This window comes from Mycobacterium sp. Marseille-P9652, assembly GCF_902652685.1.
GTDB lineage: Bacteria > Actinomycetota > Actinomycetes > Mycobacteriales > Mycobacteriaceae > Mycobacterium.
Map to the genome: position 1 here is coordinate 107,038 of NZ_CACRUY010000009.1, position 20,241 is coordinate 127,278.

14 protein-coding genes are annotated in these 20,241 nt (G+C 67.1%); 6 read left to right on the forward strand and 8 right to left on the reverse strand.

Annotation, left to right across the window (positions count from 1 at the left end):
* Positions 1 to 9: 9 nt before the first annotated feature.
* From GPY60_RS07820 to GPY60_RS07830, 3 genes are read left to right on the forward strand one after another with little or no spacing between them, the layout of a single operon-like run.
* Positions 10 to 1,152, forward strand: coding sequence for a glycosyltransferase (locus GPY60_RS07820; protein WP_231639453.1), 1,143 nt, complete (start codon positions 10 to 12; stop codon positions 1,150 to 1,152).
* Between the two features lie 53 nt (positions 1,153 to 1,205).
* Entirely contained in the window at positions 1,206 to 2,204 is a 999-nt protein-coding gene (locus tag GPY60_RS07825; RefSeq protein WP_197283592.1) for a cellulase family glycosylhydrolase, read from the forward strand.
* Between the two features lie 17 nt (positions 2,205 to 2,221).
* Positions 2,222 to 3,295 (forward strand): acyltransferase family protein, encoded by a 1,074-nt coding sequence (locus GPY60_RS07830; RefSeq protein ID WP_197283593.1) that lies wholly within the window; start codon positions 2,222 to 2,224, stop codon positions 3,293 to 3,295.
* Positions 3,296 to 3,330: 35 nt separating this feature from the next.
* On the opposite strand, the gene GPY60_RS07835 is transcribed toward GPY60_RS07830, so the two are convergent.
* The 7 genes from GPY60_RS07835 to GPY60_RS07865 all read right to left on the reverse strand — a co-directional run bounded on the left by GPY60_RS07835 (position 3,331) and on the right by GPY60_RS07865 (position 14,326).
* Positions 3,331 to 4,230, reverse strand: a complete 900-nt coding sequence (locus GPY60_RS07835) for a class I SAM-dependent methyltransferase (RefSeq protein WP_156687074.1) — start codon at positions 4,228 to 4,230, stop codon at positions 3,331 to 3,333.
* 84 nt (positions 4,231 to 4,314) lie between these two features.
* The gene (treZ, locus tag GPY60_RS07840) at positions 4,315 to 6,033 is read right to left on the reverse strand and encodes a malto-oligosyltrehalose trehalohydrolase (protein WP_156687075.1); all 1,719 of its coding nucleotides are present in this window, start codon (positions 6,031 to 6,033) and stop codon (positions 4,315 to 4,317) included.
* Entirely contained in the window at positions 6,026 to 8,326 is a 2,301-nt protein-coding gene (gene treY, locus GPY60_RS07845; RefSeq protein ID WP_156687076.1) for a malto-oligosyltrehalose synthase, read from the reverse strand. Before treY ends, treZ begins: the two co-directional genes overlap by 8 nt.
* Before the next feature lie 3 nt (positions 8,327 to 8,329).
* The gene (glgX, locus tag GPY60_RS07850) at positions 8,330 to 10,522 is read right to left on the reverse strand and encodes a glycogen debranching protein GlgX (protein WP_156687077.1); all 2,193 of its coding nucleotides are present in this window, start codon (positions 10,520 to 10,522) and stop codon (positions 8,330 to 8,332) included.
* A gap of 39 nt (positions 10,523 to 10,561) precedes the next feature.
* Positions 10,562 to 12,700 (reverse strand): acyltransferase family protein, encoded by a 2,139-nt coding sequence (locus tag GPY60_RS07855; RefSeq protein WP_156687078.1) that lies wholly within the window; start codon positions 12,698 to 12,700, stop codon positions 10,562 to 10,564.
* 81 nt (positions 12,701 to 12,781) lie between these two features.
* A complete protein-coding gene (gene ripD / locus GPY60_RS07860; RefSeq protein ID WP_156687099.1) occupies positions 12,782 to 13,570 on the reverse strand; it encodes an NlpC/P60 family peptidoglycan-binding protein RipD in 789 nt (262 codons plus the stop codon).
* Between the two features lie 291 nt (positions 13,571 to 13,861).
* Positions 13,862 to 14,326 carry a hypothetical protein gene (locus GPY60_RS07865; protein WP_156687079.1) on the reverse strand — a complete coding sequence of 155 codons (465 nt, stop codon included), beginning with the start codon at positions 14,324 to 14,326 and terminating at the stop codon, positions 13,862 to 13,864.
* Between the two features lie 58 nt (positions 14,327 to 14,384).
* On the opposite strand from GPY60_RS07865, the gene GPY60_RS07870 reads away from it, so the two are divergent.
* From GPY60_RS07870 to GPY60_RS07880, 3 genes are all read left to right on the forward strand, one after another.
* Complete coding sequence (locus tag GPY60_RS07870) at positions 14,385 to 15,698, forward strand: adenosylmethionine--8-amino-7-oxononanoate transaminase (protein ID WP_156687080.1); 1,314 nt, start codon at positions 14,385 to 14,387, stop codon at positions 15,696 to 15,698.
* Positions 15,699 to 15,790: 92 nt separating this feature from the next.
* Complete coding sequence (locus GPY60_RS07875; RefSeq protein WP_156687081.1) at positions 15,791 to 16,264, forward strand: YbjN domain-containing protein; 474 nt, start codon at positions 15,791 to 15,793, stop codon at positions 16,262 to 16,264.
* Positions 16,265 to 16,527: 263 nt separating this feature from the next.
* Positions 16,528 to 17,082, forward strand: coding sequence for a PE family protein (locus GPY60_RS07880; RefSeq protein WP_156687082.1), 555 nt, complete (start codon positions 16,528 to 16,530; stop codon positions 17,080 to 17,082).
* 122 nt (positions 17,083 to 17,204) lie between these two features.
* On the opposite strand, the gene GPY60_RS07885 is transcribed toward GPY60_RS07880, so the two are convergent.
* Positions 17,205 to 20,117, reverse strand: coding sequence for an MMPL/RND family transporter (locus tag GPY60_RS07885; protein WP_156687083.1), 2,913 nt, complete (start codon positions 20,115 to 20,117; stop codon positions 17,205 to 17,207).
* Between the last annotated feature and the right edge of the window lie 124 nt (positions 20,118 to 20,241).

A 20,241-nucleotide genomic window follows, 5' to 3' on the forward strand; every position in this document is an offset into this window, starting at 1 on the left:
GAGGCGACATTGCGGCAAGCGCGAGTGATTCTGCAGTTGTCCTCGCTCGTGCCACCCGCCCGGTACGGTGGCGCCGAGCGCGTGGTGGGCTCGTTCGGCGAACAGCTCGAAGACGCCGGCTTTCTCGTGCACAACCGCGGGCTCCGGCCGCGTGGCCGTGGTTCGGGCGAGGTGTCGGCGCACGCGATCCCAAACATGTTCTGGCCCTTCGACGGCCGGCGGCGCGGATTCGCCCGGCGCGCGCTGTGGCACGCGGTCGACACCCTTTCTTTGTCCGCCCGCTCACGCGTCGATCGCATCCTCGACGAAGTGCGCCCCGACGTCGTCATCAGCCACAACCTGCGGGGCTGGGGGTATGCGCCGTGGGTGGTCGCCGCGGAGCGCGGCATCCCGCTCGTGCATGTCGTCCACGACTACGGCCTGCTGTGCAACTCGACAACTCTGTGGAACGGCGCGGTCTGCGACCGCGTCTGCCGGCCGTGCGCTCCGCGGGTTGGCGCGAGCCGCCGACGCTGGCCGGGGGGCCAGATCGTCGGCGTGTCAAGGGCAGTGCTGGCAGAGCACGGGCGACGAGGCCTCGCCGACTTCACCGACGCGGTGGTCGTGCACCCGACCGCGGCGGCCGCAAGCGTGGATTCCACCGACGCGCCCCGCGCCACAGGTGTGCCGTCGACGGTCGGTTACCTGGGTCGGGTGACCGATGCCAAGGGCGTGGACGTTCTCCTGGCCGCGATCGAGCGCACCGACAGGCGCCTGATCGTGGCGGGCGAGGGCGACCCCTCTTTCGTCGACCGGCTCAGAGGCCGCGCGCCGAGCCAGGTGGAGTGGCGGGGCCACGTCGATCACACCCGGTTCTTCGACGAGATCGACGTGCTCGTTGTCCCCTCGGTGTGGTTGGAGCCGTTCGGGCTGGTGGTCGCCGAAGCGGCGCGCGCCGGTGTCCCGGTGCTGATCGCCGACAGGCCCGGCCTCGTCGAGGCCGCCCGCGTCTCGGGTGCATGCCACTCGACGTTCCGGTCCAACGACGTGGCGGCGTTGCGGGCCGCGCTCGAGCGGCCGCTGCGCGACTACCGGACGGATCCCGCCCCGGGCCAACCGGTTCGGATCGCCGACGTGGTGACCCGCGCTTTGGCGGAGGGATCCGCGAGTTGAGGTTCGGGCGGCGTTTCCCGCGGCACGCACGACTAGCCCTCGCGTGGCTGGTCGTGCCCGTCGGACTGATCGCCGCCCTCGCCCTGTCGCACTGGACACCACTCGGCCCCGTTCAGCTCGGCATGTGCATCAACATCGTCGACGGCGACGCCGCGACCATCAGCCGCGAATTCGACCTGCTGGCGGCGATGAAGGTCACGTGGGTCAGGGCGGATTTCGACTGGTCGGGGATCGAAGGTGAGCGCGGACGGTTCGACTGGGCCTACGCGGATCGCGTGGTACACGAGGCGTCGCTGCGACGGATGAACGTCGTCGCCATCCTCGACTACACACCCGACTGGGCACGCGCCCCGGGCACGACGAGTCACAGTCCGCCGCAACGTTTTTCCGACTACGCCGAGTTCGCGCATGCCGCGGCCACGCGTTATGCGTCCCTCGGCGTGCGTACCTGGGAGATCTGGAACGAGCCCAATTCCGGCGACTTCTGGCAGCCCCGGCCGGATCCGGATGCCTACGGAGAGTTGTTCCGGGCCGCGGCCGGCGCGGTTCGCGCCGCGGACCCGGGTGCCACCCTGCTGACGGGGGGGCTCACCCGGGGGACCGACGCAACCGACGGTGAAAGGCTCTCTCAGCGAACCTTTCTCGAGCGGCTCTACGCGAACGGTGCCGCGCGACTCGCCGACGCGGTCGCCATTCACCCCTACAGCTTCCCGTGGTTACCGATGGCGGAACCGCGCGGCTTCACGGGGGGATTCAACGATCTGCCGAAGCTGCGCGACCTCATGGTCCGGCATGGCGACTCCGGGAAGAAGATCTGGATCACCGAGTTCGGCGCGGCCACCGGTCGCGACTCCGCCGCGCTGTCTCCCGGGGAACAGGCCGAGAGCATCGTGGCGGCCCGCCGCCAGGTCCGGCAGTGGGACTGGGCGGGGCCGCTGATCTACTACGAGCTTCGCGACGAGGGCACCGACCCGCACGACATCGAGCAGAACTTCGGCGTGGTGCGAAACGATTTTACTCCGAAACCGGCCGCGAAGGCGTTGATGGAATGACTCTGAAGAGTACCGGCGTGACACGGGACAAAGTCCCCGGGAGGGCAACCAAGCCGGAGCGGGACGCGAGCGTCGACGTCGCCCGTGGTATCGCCATCGTCTCGGTCGTCCTCGTGCACGTGCTGCGGGGACTCGACGCCGCACACCTGCTGGGCCGCGGCGACTGGTTCCCTGCAATGGACCGGGTGCTCAGTCTTTGGGGTCTCTCTGTATTCGCCTTTCTCGGAGGGGTTTTCGTGAGGGACGCGGTGGCCAAACGGTCCCTGCCGGCGTACCTGTACGAGCGGTCCTTTCGGTTGATATTCGTGTACGTGCTGTGGTCCCAGCTGCAAGGGGTCATCCAGATCTGGGCCGCGGGAATCGTCAACCATCCGGGCTCCGTTGGCTTCCTGCTCGAGCTGTGGGCTCCGAAGGGCCAGTTGTGGTACTTGCCGTTCCTCGTGCTGGCCACGCTGGTTCTGGTGCCGATGCGGCCGTGGCGGTCCACACGGGGTCCCTGGATCCTGGCTGCGTCGGCGATCCTCAGCGTCGCCTTCTGGGGCCTCGACGACGGGGTGATCGGCACCCAGGGACTCGGCCTGGTGGTGTTCTTCGTCGGCGGGATGGTGTGCGGTGTGCGTCGGCTCCGGTCGGCGTTGGCGTCGCTGCCCTCGCTGGCCGCCGGGTTGGCCGGCGGCGGCCTGTTTTCGGCCGGCGTGGCGGTGGCCGTGCACCTGCGGCCGACACCTCCGACGACATGTTGGTCCGAGCGCACGGTGTCGACCGTCGCGCTCGGCGTTGCTCTCTCGGTGCTGATGTCATTCGCCGTGCTGCTGTGTGCCCGGGGGGAATGGGCGTCATTGTTCCTGGGACTCTGCGGTCGCCGGTCCCTCGACATCTTCCTGATCCACATCGTGATGGCTTCGGGATCACGAATCGTTCTCGTCAAGCTCGGGGTTCAGTCGACGGCGACGCTCGTCGCGGTCGGACTCATCGCCGGGGTCGCCGGTTCGCTCCTCGCGGCAAGCGCGCTTCGGCGTGCCGGGCTCGGCTGGGTCTTCGACGGCCCGACGCCTCCGGCTTTCGGGCGCTCGCGGAGCCGCCGCCCGTAGCCGGAAGGGCGATGACGAGGGTTTCGACCGCCCAATTAGTCGAGGTACGCCGTCAGGTAACCGAAGGCGTCGCCGAACGAGGCAAACTCGTCTTGCGGCACCCCGAAACCGTTGGCGGCGTAGGCCTGTTCGGTGGTCCGGATGTCCTGCCGCCAGCCGTGGGCCGCGAGGTAGTCCGCGGCGGTGTTGCGGTCGCCGGTGTAGAACAGCTCTGCCAGGTTGATGTTGGAGCCGATGCGCCGCGACCGCTCGGTGAGCCGCTCGGCCCAGTCCTCCGGGATGCGGCGCATGTCCATGTGCTCGGTGGCGATCCGGCTGCCCGGCGCCGACAGGCCCATGATGTTGTCGAACAGCCGGTCCTGCGCCTCGGGAGGCAGGTAGACCAGCAGGCCCTCGGCGCTCCAGGCGGTCGGCTCGGCGGCGTCGAATCCGGCGTCGGTGAGCGCCGCCGGCCAGTCGTCGCGCAGGTCGACGGCCACGGTGCGCCGCTCCGCAGCGGGTTCGGCCCCGAGACCGGCGAGGGTCCGCGTCTTGAACTCGATGACCTCCGGTTGATCGATCTCGTACACCACGGTGCCGGCGGGCCACGGCAGCCGGTAGGCGCGGGTGTCCAGCCCGGAGGCCAGGATGACGGCCTGGCGGATGCCGGAAGCCGTTGCCCGCACGAAGAAGTCGTCGAAGAACCGGGTGCGCACCGTGATCTGCTCGTTCATCGCCCGGCGGCTCAGCAGGGGATCGTTGCCGGGGCCGAGTTCGCCGTCGATCAGCTTGACGAAGGTGTCGATGCCCACCGCGCGCACGAGCGGATCGGCCCACGGGTCGTTCAGCAACGGATCGGGCCCCTGGGACGCCATCGCCCGGGAAGCGGCGACGGCGGTTGCCGTCGCGCCGACGCTGGACGCCAGATCCCAGGTGTCGTTCTCGGTGCGGGCCATCGACGAACCCCTTCCCGCGCGGCCCCGCGTTAGTTAGCCCATTTAAGTGATGGCTCCACTGTACCCAAGCGGCGGCCGGCGCGCTCAGCGCAGGACCGCGACCGAATGGCCCTCCAGAACCGTGCTGTCGGCGTCGACGGCCGGCTCCCCCCACGCGAGCACCACGTCACCGCTCACCGGCACCTTCACCGGGTCCTCGCCCAGGTTGCACACGATGCGGACCGCGCCGCGGGACACGACGATCCACCGCTCGTCTTCGTCGTAATCGACGGTCAGGTCGCCCAGCCACGGGTCGGCCATGTCGGGGTCGCTGCGCCGCAGGGCGATCAGGTCGCGGTAGAACTGGAGCAGGCGGGCGTGGTCACCGGTGCCGACCTCGTCCCACTTCAGCTTGGAGCGCTGGAAGGTCTCCGGGTCCTGCGGGTCCGGGATGTCGTCGGCGTCCCATCCGTGCTCGGCGAACTCGGCCTTGCGTCCCTCGGCGGTGGCCTTGGCCAGTTCGGGCTCGGGATGCGAGCTGAAGAACTGGAAGGGCGTCGACGCCGCGTACTCCTCACCCATGAACAGCATTGCGGTGAAGGGGGTTCCGAGCGCGAGCGCTGCCTTCACGGCGCACTGGCCGGCGGTCAGGTTCTGCGAGGGCCGGTCGCCGAGCGCGCGGTTGCCCACCTGGTCGTGCGTGCAGGTGTAGGCGACCAGCCTGGTGGCCGGGATGCTCGCGACGTCGAGCGGCCGCCCGTGGCGGCGGTGCCGGAACGACGAGTAGGTGCCGGCATGGAAATACCCGTGGCGCAGCGTCTGCGCCAGCGCCGCCAGGGAGCCGAAGTCGGCGTAGTAGCCCTGGCGCTCACCCGACACCGCGGTGTGAATCGCATGGTGGATGTCGTCGGCCCATTGCGCCGTCAGCCCGTAGCCGCCACGGTCCCGTCCGGTGATCAGTCGTGGGTCGTTGAGGTCGCTCTCGGCGACCAGCGACAGCGGGCGGCCCAGTTCTTCTGACAGCCAATCGGTTTCGGTGGCCAGCTCCTCCAGGATGTGGATCGCCGTGGTGTCCACCAGCGCGTGCACGGCGTCGAGTCGCAGGCCGTCGGCGTGGAAGTCGCGCATCCAACGCAGCGCGCAGCCGATGATGTAGCGGCGCACCTCGTCGGAGTAGGCGTCGGCGATGTTGATGCCCTCGCCCCAGGGGTTGCTGCCGGAGGAGAGGTAGGGGCCGAACTTGGGTAGGTAATTGCCCGACGGCCCAAGGTGATTGAACACCGCGTCGATCAGCACGCCGAGCCCGCGGGCGTGGCAGGCGTCGACGAACCGGACCAGCCCGTCGGGACCGCCGTAGGGTTCGTGGACGCTATACCACAGCACGCCGTCGTATCCCCAGCCGTGGGTGCCCGCGAAGGAGTTCACCGGCATCAGCTCGACGAAGTCGACCCCGAGATCGACCAGATAGTCGAGCTTTTCGATGGCTGAGTCGAACGTGCCCTGCGGGGTGAAGGTGCCCAGGTGCAGTTCGTAGATCACCGCGCCGTCGACCGGGCGCCCGGCCCAGTCACCGTCGGTCCACGCCACCCGACCGGGGTCCCACAACTGGGAGCGCTCGTGCACTCCGTCGGGCTGGCGGGGCGACCGCGGGTCGGGCAGCACCGTCGGATCGTCGTCGAGCAGGTATCCGTAGCGCGCGTCCGGTGCGGTGTCCACGTCCGCATGCCACCAACCGTCATCCGACCGCGTCATCGGGTGCACCTGGCCGTCGACGTCGAGGCGCACGAGCTCGGGTTTGGGTGCCCAGACCCGGAATTCAGTCATGGTGGCGCTCCAGTAGGACGACGGGAAGGTCGGCGAACAGTTGTGCGGCCGACGTCGGTCCGTCCGCGATGGCGCCGGTGAGCGCGTCCTTCCAGGTGCCGGGGGGTAGGGGGAGGACGGTGTTGCCCCAGCCCTTCTCCTTGAGGCGCACGGTCCAGCGCGTCACCGCGACGACGACGTCGTCACCGCGCCGGAAGGCGATGACATGCTCGCTGGCCTCGCCGTCGGCGAGCACCGGAAGGTAGCCGCCCTGCCTGAAGGTTTCTGGATGCGCGCGCCGCAGCCGCAGCGCCGTGGTGACCACCCGCATCTTGGGGTGTTCCAGGGTCGACAGGGCCGCGCGCCGGGCGGCGTAGTCCACGGCCCGGCGGTTGTCCGGGTCCACCAGGCTGTCGTCCCACAGTTCGGTGCCCTGGTAGACGTCGGGAACCCCGGGCACGGTGAGCGCGAGGAGCTTCTGGCCGAGCGCGTCGCTGGCCGCGTGCGGGTTGAGCTGCCCGACCAACTCGGTGAGCTGGCCGGCCACCGGGCCGTCGAGCACCGTGTCCAGCCACTTGTGCACCGCGTCCTCGAAGTCGGTGTCGGGATCGTTCCACGTTGTGTGCCAGGCTGCCTCCCGGATCGCCTTCTCGGCGTAAGCGTGCAGCCGGTCACGCAGTTCGTCGGTGACCTCTCCGCTGACGGGCCAGACGCCGAAGATGTTCTGCAGCAGGAACTGTGCGGTCGCCGGGTCCGGCGAGGGCGCGGCGATCTCCCAGCGTGCGACGAACTCGGTCCACAGCGAGGGCACCTGCGAGAGCACGCCGATCCGCGCCCGCACGTCCTCGCCGCGCTTGGTGTCGTGGGTGGTCAGTGTCGTCATCGTCTGCGGCCACATCCGGGCGCGGGTGGCCGCGCTCTGGTGGAATTCCGCCGCGCCGACGCCGAAGCGGTGCGGTTCGCCGCCGACCTCGTTCAGCGACACCAGGCGGGCGTCGCGGTAGAAGTAGCAGTCCTCGACCGACTTGGCAGTCACCGCGCCGCACAACTGCTGCAGGCGGGTCGCCGGCTCTCCACCGCGGGCGAGCGCCGCGGCGAGAACCTGCAGGGCGGACGCCAGTTCCGGTGAGGCCGCCTGTGTTTCGGCCATCGCGGCCGGCATGACGGCGGCCAGCCCCGGATAGTCGCTGCGGTAGACGTCGATGTGGGTGAGCAGCGCGGCCACCGCGTCGGGCAGCAGCGGGTCGTCGGCGCCGGCCGCCGCCACGACGGCGCGCCGCAGCCGGCGCAGCTCGCTGCCCAGCGTGTCGGTTGCCGAGCGAATCTTCAGCTCCGCCAGCATCTCTGGCGTCGCCTCGTAGTCCACACCCGCCGACTCGACCAGCGCCGTGAGCGCCGGCGCCCCCTGCGGGTCGACGAAGACGCCGCCCACTTCCCTCAACACGTCGTAGCCGGTGGTTCCGTCCACCGGCAGGGTGGGCTCCAGCGCCTCGTCGACGCCCAGGATCTTCTCGATGACGATCCAGGCGTCCGGCCCCACCAACCCGCGCAACCACGCCAGATACCCGCAGGGATCGGACAATCCGTCGGGGTGGTCGATGCGGATCCCGTCGACGAGTCCCTCGGCGAACCATCGCGCCACCTCGGCGTGGGTGGCCTCGAAGACGGCACGGTCCTCCTGACGCAGACCGGCCAGCGAGGTGATCGAGAAGAAACGACGGTAACCGCAGACCCCGTTGCGCCAGCCCACCATCCGGTAGTGCTGGCGGTCGTGCACCTCCGGGCCCGTGCCCTCGGACGTTCCGGGCGCGATCGGCAAGGCCAGATCGCCCAGTCGCAGGAGGTCCCCGTTTACCTTCAGGTCGGCGACATCCTCGTCCGAGCCGAGGATCGGCAGGATGATCCGGCCGTCGTCGTCGAGGTCCCAGTCGATGTCGAAGTAGGTGGCGTATTCCGAGGAACGGCCGTGGCGCAACACATCCCACCACCACGCGTTCTGCTGTGGCTGGTCGACGCCCACGTGGTTGGGCACGATGTCGACGATCACCCCGAGGCCGCGCTCGCGCGCCGCCGCGGACAGCCGCTCCAGCCCCTCGCGGCCGCCCAGTTCGGGGGACACGGTGGTCGGGTCGGTGACGTCGTACCCGTGATTCGAACCGGACGCCGCCGTCATGATCGGCGACAGGTACAGGTGCGACACTCCGAGGGTGCCGAGGTAGTCGAGCATTTTTTCGGCGTCAGCGAAGGTGAACGCGAACCCGCTCGCCTCCCCGCGCAGCTGTAACCGGTAGGTGGAAAGTATCGGTAAGGCCATGCGTCACAACGTCTTACGCAAAACGAGCAGTGACCTTGACGGCACGACTACCTGCTCATCGGCTTTGACGACCCGGCCACCTGCGCCGATCGGATCATTGGTGTCCAGTTCCACGGTCCACTCCTGCGCGTAGTCGGCATGCGGCATCACGAACACCTGTTGGTCATCGGCGTTGAAGCACAACAGAAACGAATCGTCGACCACCCGCTCCCCGCGGGCGTTCGGGGCGGTGATGGCTTCGCCGTTGAGGAACACCGCCACACATTTGTGAAAGCTCTTGCCCCAGTCCTCATGCGTCATCTCCTGGCCCCCGGGCGTCAACCAGGCGATGTCGCGCACTTCGTCGCCGGTTCGGATCGGCTCACCCTCGAAGAACCGGCGCCGGCGAAACACCGGATGTTTTCTGCGCAGGGTGGTGACCTTCCGGGCGAATGCCAGCAGGTCGGCGTTCTTATCGACCAACGACCAGTCCATCCAAGCCAATTCGGAGTCCTGGCAGTACACGTTGTTGTTGCCGTTCTGGGTGCGGCCCAACTCGTCGCCGTGGGCGATCATCGGCGTGCCCTGGCTCACCATCAGGGTTACCCAGAAGTTGCGCATCTGGCGCCGGCGCAGAGCCAGGATGTCGGGGTCGTCGGTGGGGCCCTCGACGCCACAGTTCCACGAGCGGTTGTGGCTCTCCCCGTCCCGGTTGTCCTCGCCGTTGGCCATGTTGTGCTTCTCGTTGTACGAGACCAGGTCGTTCAGCGTGAAGCCGTCGTGGGCCGTGACGAAGTTGATGCTGGCGCTGGGCCGCCGGCCCGTCGCCTCGTACAGGTCCGACGACCCGGTTAGCCGGGACGCGAACTCGCCGAGGGTTGCGGGTTCGCCCCGCCAGTAGTCACGCACAGTATCGCGATACTTCCCGTTCCACTCGGTCCACAAACCCGGGAAATTCCCCACCTGGTAGCCGCCCTCGCCGACGTCCCACGGCTCGGCGATCAACTTCACCTGGCTCACGATCGGGTCCTGCTGGACCAGGTCGAAAAACGCGCTCAGCCGGTCGACGTCGTGCAGCTCGCGGGCCAGCGTCGCGGCGAGGTCGAAGCGGAAGCCGTCGACATGCATCTCGGTCACCCAGTAGCGCAGCGAGTCCATGATCAGCTGCAGCACGTGCGGGTGCCGCGCGTTGAGGCTGTTGCCGGTGCCGGTGTAGTCCTTGTACAACCGCAGGTCGGTGTCGACGAGGCGGTAGTACGCGGCGTTGTCGATGCCGCGGAAGTTGATCGTCGGGCCCAGGTGGTTGCCCTCGGCCGTGTGGTTGTAGACGACGTCGAGGATCACCTCGATGCCGGCCTCGTGCAGCGTGCGCACCATGGACTTGAACTCCGCGACGCTGGCGGTGCGGTTGGCCGCGTACTGGTTGTGCGGGGCGAAGAAGCCAAAAGTGTTGTAGCCCCAATAGTTTCGCAGGCCCAGGTCCAGCAGCCTGGAGTCGTGCATGAACTGGTGGACGGGCATCAGCTCGAGGGCCGTGACGTTGAGCGACTTGAGGTGCTCGATGACCAGCGGGTGGGCCAGGCCCGCGTAGGTGCCGCGCAGTTCCTCCGGGATGCCGGGATGGTTCTGCGTCATGCCCTTGACGTGGGCTTCGTAGATGACCGTTTCGTGGTAGGGGATCAGCGGAGAGCGGTCGGAGCCCCAGTCGAAAAAGGGGCTGCTCACCACGCTGGTCATCGTGTGACCCAGCGAGTCGACCATCGGCGGCGTCCCCGGGTCGGCCCCACCGTTCGGATCGTCCGGATTGACGGCCTTCAGGTCGTAGGAGTACAGGGCCTGCCCGAACTGGAAGTCGCCGTGAAAGGCCTTGCCGTAGGGGTCCAACAGCAGCTTGCTGGGGTCGCACCGGTGGCCGGCCGCCGGGTCCCACGGCCCGTAGACCCGAAATCCGTAGCGCTGGCCGGGGACGACGTTCGGCAGGTAGGCGTGCCAGACGTATCCGTCGACCTCTTCCAGGCGGATCCGTGCTTCCTCCCCGTGTCGGTCGATCAGGCACAGCTCGACCCGTTCGGCGATCTCGGAGAACAGCGAAAAGTTTGTGCCCGCGCCGTCATACGAGGCGCCGAGCGGATAAGGGGTCCCGGGCCAGATGGTGGCCAGCTTGGGTCGATGGTTACCAGCTGCGCCTGGTTCTGAAGCGCTGTCGTTGGTCGGCATCACTTGACCTTATCCAGCGCGCGGAGCAGCCGACGCGGTTTACCACCACGCCGTGGCGCCGCCGATCTGGCGGCCCAACTCGTCGGTCATGGTGCGCACGTAGGTGGGGGAGAGGTGGTGGGCGCCGTGGTAGATCAGGACATTTCCCTCCGCCGCGCGGCAGCTGTCCGGGCGGCAGATCGCGTCGGACATGTCAAGCGGCTTGAGTAAGGGGAACTGCGCGACGAAGTCGAGCGTCGGATTGCGGTCGGCCAGCACCTCGGAGCGTTTGACGCCGCACGTCTGGGCGTTGCCGCCCTTGGCCAGGCAGTCCGCGGGGTCGAGCGGTTTGCCGTTCTTCACCAGCCACGGGGTGTCGCGCATCGCAAGGATCGGGATGTTGTTGTCCGACAACGTCTGCCAGATGCCGATGTACGTGGCCGGCATCACGTCGCCGGGCCGGATGTTCCACGGCCGCGTCGAGGTGGTGAAGACGTAGTCGGGCCGGTCGACGACCAGCTTGGCCATCGTGCGTTGCACCCACTCGCGGCACTGCGGGTAGGGCGCGTTGTTGCCCATGATCAACGGGACCTCTTCGGTGGACAGCGGGCATCCCATCTTGAGGTAGGTGACGACCTTGAAATGGTGCGCGGTGCCGAGCAGATCCAGTGCGGGAAGCCAATGTTCGGCGTGCGACCCGCCGGCCAGGGCGATGGTGCGGGCGGCGGCCGGGTCTCCGTAGGTGCAGTTGACCACCGCCGGGTTGACGAAGTCGCTGATGCAGCCGTCGCGGGTGGAGCGCGGCAGGTCCTGCTTGACCTCGAGGACCGTGGGCCGCATCGGCAGCGCGGGTACCCGCGCGTGTTCGGTCAGTGCGCGCGCGCCCGGGTAGTCCTGCATGTTGAGCACGCTCAATTCCTTGCCGGCGGCCCGCAACACCGTGACGTGCTGGCGCCAGGTGAACGAGGTGGCCGTCAGCGTGACACCGAGCAGCACCACGGCCGCCCCGAGCGCCATCGTGGGCCGCCGCAGCCGTTCGAGCCGGGGCGTCGCCGCGCCGGGGGCGGCGGCCCGAAGGCGCAGCGGGTCCTCGACGAGCCGGGTCGTCAGGTATGCCAGCACCCCGGACACCAGCAGCACGGCGGCGCCCTCGACGAAACCGGCGTGCCGGTGGCCGCTGTAGGAGAGCCAGAAGATCAGCAGCGGCCAGTGCCACAGGTAGAGCGAGTACGCCATCGCCCCCAGCGCCACCAACGGTCCGAGTGCCAGCAGCCGGTTGGGCAGCGGGAGCCGCTCACGGCCGCCGGGCAGGTTGGCGCCGGCGAGGATCATCAGCACCGTGGCGCCGACCGGCACCAGGGCCCAGGGTCCCGGGAACTCCTTCACGCCGTCGATCAGGGCGCCGCAGAACAGCACGGCCGCGAGCGCGACCGTCGCCGCCGCGGTCCGCAGCCACGTCGGCCAGCGCACGTAAGGCACCAGGGCGCCGACGAGCGCGCCGAGCAGCAACTCCCAGGCCCGGGCGAAGCTGTCGTAGTAAGCGGTCGTCTGATCGTTCTGGTGCGCGAAGATCGCGTACACGAACGACGCCAGCGTCAGGGCGCCCAGCAGCGCGACGAACAGCGTCCGCAACCGCGCCCCCGCGGGCCGCCGGAACAGGATTGCGCACCCGGCGACCAGCAGCAGGAAGGCAACGTAGAACTGGCCCTGCACCGACATCGACCAGATGTGCTGCAGGGGGCTGACGGATTCACCGGCGCGAAGGTAGTCCGACGCCGTGTTGGCCAGCTCCCAGTTCTGGTAGTAACCGAGGCTGGCCAGGCTCTGGTCGGCGAAGGTCTCCCACCGGGTCTGCGGTTGCACGAGGATCGTGAGCGCCGCACAGCCGGCCAGGACGACCACCAGCGCAGGAAGCAGCCGCCGGACCAGCCGGACCACCTCCGACGGCGGCGACAGCCGGACGGCGGGATTCAGCGCGGCGCGGATGATCTTCCCGCCGAAGAAGAAGCCGGACAGCGCCAGGAACACGTCGACGCCGCCCGAGACGCGCCCGAACCAGACGTGGAAGACCGCGACCAGCGCGATGGCGACGCCGCGCAGACCGTCGAGGTCGTGGCGGTAGAACCCCGCCGAGCGCGTCCCCATACCGGCCGGATTCGCGGCCGGGGGCGGTGGCGGGGGCGGCGACAGGGTAAGCATGGTTGACCGTCAACTTACCGAAAACCGCCACCCGCGCCCGTCTGAGCAGGAGCGAGTGGCGGTTTGTCGCGAGCGGTGGGGCTACCGCGGGGTGGCGGGCGCCTGCTGCAAGGGCGCCTGTTGTAAGGGCGCCTGCTGGGCCGGCAGCTGCAACGGCAGTTGCTGCAGGGGGGCCTGCTGCACCGGCGCCTGCGGGGCCGGGAGCTGCTGCTGCTGAATCGGGGCCTGCTGGACGGGCGCCTGCTGTGTCGGCACCTGCTGCAGCGGGGCCTGCTGCGTCGGCACCTGCTGCAGGGGGGCCTGCTGGGTAGGCACCTGCTGGGCCGGCAGCTGCTGGACCGGGGCCTGCTGCAAGGGCGCCTGAGGCGCCGTCTGCGTGCCGAGCACGCGGACCAGGTAGGGCGTCATGCCGGTGCCGCGCACCGGGGACACCTGCACGACGTCACCCACCTCGAGCATTTGGTTGTTCCCGAGGTACATCGCGACGCTTTGCGTCCCTTCCGGACCGTAGAAGATCAGGTCGCCCCTGCGTGCCTGCGCCGGCAGCACCTTCTGGCCCACCCGGTACATCTCTCCGGACGAGCGCGGCAACCGGATGCCGGCGCCGGCGTAGGCGTACTGCATCAGGCCCGACGCGTCGAACCCGACGGTCATGGCGCCGGAGCCCTTGCCGTACGTCGGGCCGGTGGGTCCGCCGCCCGCCCACGAGAAGGGCACCCCGCGCTGGGAAAGGCCCCGCATGATGACGACGTCGGTGGCTTGTTGGTAGTCCATTGGCCGGGTGCCCGGGTCGGCCGCGGCGATGCCGAGGCTGAGCAGTGGCGCCGCGAGCATCGCGAGACCCAGCGCCAGGGCGTAGATGCGCTTCATGTCGATTCCTTCCTCGGGCTTCGGCGCGGTGACTGCGCGCGTCGGCCGCTTCTGCAGGCGGCGGGGCCCCGCCGTCGGGACCGGGTGCCGCTGCATGACGGTGGACGTGAATCCGCCGGCCGGTCGGGCCGCCGTTTTCACACCAGTCACTAGAGACACTTTTACAACAGAAGTGGCCGGCGGAAAACGCGCGATGACCTGCGCGAACCATTTTTTGTCGTACCGTGACCGGACGGTGACTGCGGCGTCGAATTACGCGCCCGCAGTTGTGATTTGCGTCTCAGGCGACGGTCAGAGCCAGAAACGCGCGCTGAAAGTGGTGAGCAGTGAGCCGGCCACGGCGCTGATCATGATGACGGCGAGCGCGAGGACCGGCCAGAAGGACATGTACCAGCCCTTCAAGAGGGAAACGATCGGTCCCAGGACCGCGGCGGCGATCGCCGCCCCGATGCCGCCCCACACCAGGGGGTGGATGTAGTAGTCCACCCCGAATGGCACGGGCCCGCAGGTTTCCCCGACGCACACGTCCTTCAGGAAGCCGTAGAGCCGGTGCGGCCACGAGGTCGCCGTGGCCAGCAACAGCAGCAGGACCAGGAGGATCGCCGTGCAGGTCACGTCCCATACCGCCAGCCGGAGGCGCAGCACCCGCGGCTTGTCTTCGGCGGGGTGGGCCGCATCCACGGCCGCACCCGGCGCCGGCGCGTCGTCGGTGTCGTCGGCGGGGTAGGGGACGTCGGGCTGTTGCGGCCAGGCCATGACGTTCCATGCTTCCCGATGGCCGCGATTTGTGCGACCCGGCCTAGGCTCGATCACTATGCCCGCGGCCAAGGCGGGGCTGACGCCCGAGCAGATCAGCGCGATCGACGCCGCGCACGTGTGGCATCCCTACAGCACCATCGGCCGGGAGTCGGTCGCGCCGGTGGTGGCGGTGGCGGCGCGCGGCGCCTGGCTGACGCTGGTCCGCGACGGCCGCTCGATCGAGGCGCTCGACGCGATGAGTTCGTGGTGGACGGCGATCCACGGCCACGGGCACCCGGTCCTGGACGCGGCGTTGACGCGTCAGCTCGGGGTGATGAACCACGTCATGTTCGGTGGGCTGACGCACGAGCCCGCGGCGCGGCTGGCAGAGCTGCTGGTCGAGGTCACCCCCGCGGGCCTCGAGACGGTGTTCTTCAGCGACTCCGGGTCCGTGTCGGTGGAGGTCGCGGTGAAGATGGCGCTGCAGTACTGGCGCAGCCGTGGCCGGCCCGAAAAGAGCCGGCTGATGACCTGGCGGGGCGGTTACCACGGCGACACCTTCACGCCCATGAGCATCTGCGACCCCGAGGGCGGCATGCACGCGCTGTGGACGGACGTGCTGGCGCGCCAGGTGTTCGCACCCCAGGTGCCGCGGGAGTACGACCCGGGTTATGTGGCGGCGTTCTCGGAGTTGCTGGAGCGCCACGCCGGGGAACTGGCCGCGGTGGTGGTCGAGCCCGTCGTGCAGGGCGCGGGCGGGATGCGCTTCCACGACCCGAGGTATTTGGGTGATTTGCGGGAGACGTGCCGGCGGCATGACGTCCTGCTGGTGTTCGACGAGATCGCGACCGGGTTCGGCCGGACCGGGGAGCTCTTCGCCGCCGACCACGCCGGGGTGAGCCCGGACATCATGTGCGTCGGCAAGGCGCTGACCGGGGGCTACGTGACGTTGGCCGCCACGCTGTGCACTGTGGACGTTGCGGAGACCATCAGCGGCGGCGAGCCAGGCGCCCTCATGCATGGGCCCACCTTCATGGCCAACCCGCTGGCTTGCGCGGTATCGGTGGCCAGCGTCGAGCTGCTGCTTGGGCAGGACTGGCGGGCGCGGGTCTCCGAGATCGGCGCCGGTCTGGCCGCCGGGCTGGAACCCGCCCGGGCGCTGCCCGGGGTGACCGACGTGCGGGTATGCGGGGCGATCGGTGTGGTGGAGTGCGATCGGCCGGTGGATCTGGCGGTCGCGACGCCCGTCGCTTTGGGCCGCGGCGTGTGGCTGAGGCCGTTCCGGAACCTCATCTATGCGATGCCGCCCTATATCTGCTCTTGGGACGAGATCGCGCAGATCACGGCGGCGATGGTCGAGGTCGCGCGTGTGGGGTCCGGCGCTCCGTGAGCCGGCTTCTCAGCGAGTTCTCAACATATTCTTCGATGGTTGACGGGTCGGCTCAAAGGTTAAGCACGGCCGAAAACGTCAATATCTTCCCCATGACACGCGAACTGCTCTGCGCGAACCTGATCGAGGGTTATCTCGCCACTTCCGGGCTGCGGCACCTCCGGGGGGAGCACGAGGGCGAGTACTTCTGCGTCGTCAACACCGATCGCGGGCGTCTGCACGTGCACTTGGAGATGTCGCCGTCCTTCGACGACGTGCTGGTCGTCAGCGTCACCCGCGGGCGGCTTCTGCCCGCCGCCGACCGCCTGTGGCTGACCCACTTCGCCGACGCGTGGAACCGGCGGAACCGCGGCGTGACGGCGCTCCTGCACGTCTCCTCGAACCCGCAGCGCATAGGCATCGTCGCCCGCAGGTCGCAGTGGATCCGCGAGGGCATTTCCGCCGAGGCGTTCGCCGCGTTCGTGGACAGCACGATCGAAGCCGCGATCGAGCTCTTCGCCGAGATGAAGACGGTTGTCGAGCTGCCGGCCGGCGTTCCGCAGCCGGCGCTTCGCGACGCCGGCTGAAGGACGCGCCGACCGATCGCGCCGGCCACTTCCGTCCCCAGTGCTTTTGTATTTGACGCATCCCGCAGCACTTAGCCGCGGCGGTAAGCGCTGGTCCAAGCCCTGACGGCGGCCGATGGTCTCGTTGTTCGACGAGTGTTGAATCGGAATTCTCAAAAGCACCCGACGCCGTCCTCGTCGACGGTAATGTCGCCGTTGGCCGTGACCTATGGTCTCTGCCGTGCTTCGCCGGGGGGGTTGTTCAGACCGGCTGGAGGAACGAGATGTCGTACGTGATCGCGGATCCCGAGATCATGGCGGCGGCCGCATCGGATGTGGCCGCTATTGGGTCGACGGTTCAAGCGGCGCACCTGGTGGCGGCGGCCCCCACGGTGGGGGTGCTACCGGCGGCGGCTGATGAGGTGTCGGCAGGCATCGCACAGATTTTCTCGCAGGTGGGGCAGGAATTTCAGTCGCTGGCCGGGCAAGCCGTGGCGTACGGCCAGCAGTTCGCGCAGCACCTCACAGGGAGTGGAGCGTCGTATGCCGCGGCTGAGGCAGTCAACGCCGCGTCGATCGTCGACACCGTGAATAACTTGTTCGCGCCCCTCATCGCCCTGCCCGGCCAGCTACTTGCTATGCCGGGCCAGATATTCGATACGCTAAGCACGTTGTTGAGCAAGGTAGAGGGCTCTTTATATGCCGCTGCGGGAGCTGCGCTGCTCAGCGGCTATGTAGCGTATGAATTACTTCTTTTTTCGTATTTGACGTTGGCTGTATTTATTGGCTTGGAGATGACGCTGTTGAAGTACCTCGGCATATCGATTCCGATTCCTTAATCGGGTCGCCCCAAGCTGAACAGATATACGGATCTCTAGAAGTCTTTGTCGCTAGCCGTCGTGCAAGCTTATCTCGACCGGCACGCCAACGGTGGCGCGATAGGAGCTAGTGCTGGCCGGCCCTAGACGGACAGCCTAGGAAACTGGGCAGTCGGCGCGTCGTCGGGGCTGTCCTCCCTGAGCAGCAGCGAGCGCACAACGGGTCGCGGTCCCTCTGACCGAAGCATGAAACTGGCCGGCCGCGGCCGCACTCTCTGTGGCCACCAGAACCATCTGCCGAGCAGCGCAGCGATGGAGGGTGTCATGAACGAGCGCACGACCAAGGTGTCGAACATTAGGCCCAAGCCAATGGTCGTGCCCACTTGGCCGATGATGCGCAGGTCGCTGAACACCATAGATGCCATCGTAAAGGCAAACACCAAGCCCGCGTTCGTCACCACTTTTCCGGTGCCGCCCATAGCGCGGATGATCCCGGTACTCAATCCTGCGGCGAGTTCTTCTTTCATCCGGGACACGAGGAGCAAATTATAGTCAGATCCCACGGCCAGAAGGACTATCACGGACATCGGCAGCACCATCCAGTGCAATTTGATTCCGAGGAGGTATTGCCAGACAAGCACCGACAGCCCAAATGATGCGCCTAAGGACAGCAATACGGTCCCGACGATAACCAGGGCTGCCACAAAACTTCGCGTGAGCGCGAGCATAATGACAAAAATCAGGCAGAGCGCGCCAACGAGCGCGATCCATAGGTCGTATCGTGAGCCGTCGCGGAAGTCTCTGTAGGTCGAGGCGGTGCCGGCGATAGAGATCTTGGCACCCTCCAGGGGCGTCGTCTTGAGCGCCTCCTCGGCCGCCGACCTGATTCGATCGATTCGCGCGATGCCTTCGGGCGTCGCAGGATCGCCGCGATGCGAAATGATAAACCGTGCCGCCTTCCCGTCGGGGGAGACGAAGGAAGTCATCGCGCGTTGGAAGTCAGGGTTTTCGAAGATTTTCGGAGGCAGGTAGAAGGAGTCATCGTTGTGGGCGGCGTCGAACGCCTGCCCCATTGCGGTAGTATTCTGGTTCGCATTATCCATCTGGCCTAAGAACCCGGACGTGGTGCTGTGGTTTGTCAGCAGGATGTTGCGCGTGGCTTCCAGGATCGCGATCATCGGCGGGATCTGCGCGAGTATCTGCGGCAGCAGCTCGTCGACTTTCTCGGCATCTTTCAGAATGTAATGGGTTTTTTCAGCAAGGGTGTCGAGACCGTCGAGTGAATCGAATATGCTTCTCACCGCAAAACAAATCGGAATGTCGTAGCAGTGCTTTTCCCAGTAGAAGTAACTTCGAAGCGGCCTGAAGAAATCCTCGAAATCCGAAAAATGATCGTTCGTTTCATCGATGATGGCAACCATTTCCTTGGTTAGGCCAATTGTGTGGTGAGTAATGTTGGTAATTTGCTCCTGCAAGCTGTAGAGGCGTTTCATCAGTACGATTTGTCTAGTCATCAAGTCGGCCTCCTTGAGGAGGTCATCCATAGTTCTTCTAACAAACGTCATGTTCTGTTGCAAGACCGCGTTTTGCATATTGATCAAAAAGGGTATTGAAGTGTGCTCAATCGGAGTGCCCTCCGGTCGAGTTATGCCCTGGACCCGAGAAATACCAGGAACCCTAAAGATCGCCTTGGCTAGTCTGTGAAGCACGAGAAAATCCGCGGGATTGCGCATATCGTGATCCGCCCGAATCATCAATATGTCAGGCATCAGCCGCGATTGCGAGAAATGGCGATTGGCGGCCGTATACCCCAGGTTTGCTGGAAGGTCTTTGGGTAGATAAGACCGGTCGTCGTAGCTCGTCTTATACCCCGGCAATGTGACCAGGCCGATCAGCGCGACCGCCAAGGTTGCGGCGAGAATCGGCACGGGCCAGCGGACGATCGCCGTGCCGACGCCTCGCCACCGGCGCTGCGCGATCCTGCGCTTAGGGTCACATAGCCCGAAGCGGCTCCCAATGGCCAGGATGGCCGGAACCATTGTGATCGCGATCGCGACCGCCACGAGCATGCCCACGGCACACGGCACGCCGATGGTCTGGAAGATCGGCATGCGGGTGAAGCCCAGGCACAGCATCGCTCCGGCGATCGTCAACCCGGAACCTAGGACGACAGGAGTGACCCCGCGGTAGGTGGTGTAGTAGGCCGTTTCGGGGTTTTCGCCGGCCTGCCGCGCCTCCTGATAACGGCCGAAGAAGAAGATCCCGTAGTCCGTGCCGGCCGCCATCGAGAGCGTGACCAGCAGATTGATGGCGAATGTCGATAGGACGACAACGTTGTTGTCGGCGAGAAAGGCGATGATTCCTCTGGCCGAGCCGGCTTCGATCCCGACTCCGACCGACACCAGGATCGCGGTGATGATCGAACGGTAAACGACAAGCAGCACGGCAAAGATGATCACTGCGCCTATCAGCGCCATCTTCAATAGTGATGCATCGCCGCTGCGTTGCATGTCCGGAATGAGCGCTGCCGGGCCAGTGAGATGCAATTCGATGCCGGAGGGAGGCGGCGTGCGCTTGACGATGCTCCGGACCGAAGCCACGGATTCCTTCGCCAAGGTGGTGCCCTGATCGCCAGCCAGATTCAACTGAACATATGCGGCTTTGCCGTCGGGGCTTTGCACGCCCGCCGATGTGAGGCGATCTCCCCAGAGATCTTGCACGTGTTCGACATGCCGCGCGTCTTCTCGCAATTCCTGAACCAATCTGCGGTAATACGTGCGAGCGTCATCCCCTAGGGGTTGCTGTCCTTCCAGGACGATCATGGCAAAACTGTCGGAATCCGATTCACGGAACGCCTTACCCATGTCTTTCATGGCCCGCACCGACGGCGCGTCTTGAGGGGCCAGCGGGACCGAATGCTCCTCACCGACCTGCTCCAACGGCGGAATCGCAAAAGTCACGGTAAGCGTCAACGCCACCCATGCCAGAACGATGATCGGTGAAAGCCTGCGGATCGTCCGGGCTACGAGAGGCCGGCGAGCTTGTTCGGTGCTCATGCGGCCTTCAGCCCGCAGCCATTAATGGTGCCGACACCGTGCATCTCGGAGCGGCAGCCTCTGCTTTCGCTGTCGCACTGTGCCATCGTGCTCCCAAACGAGTCCCGGTCTGGAAAATTCGCCA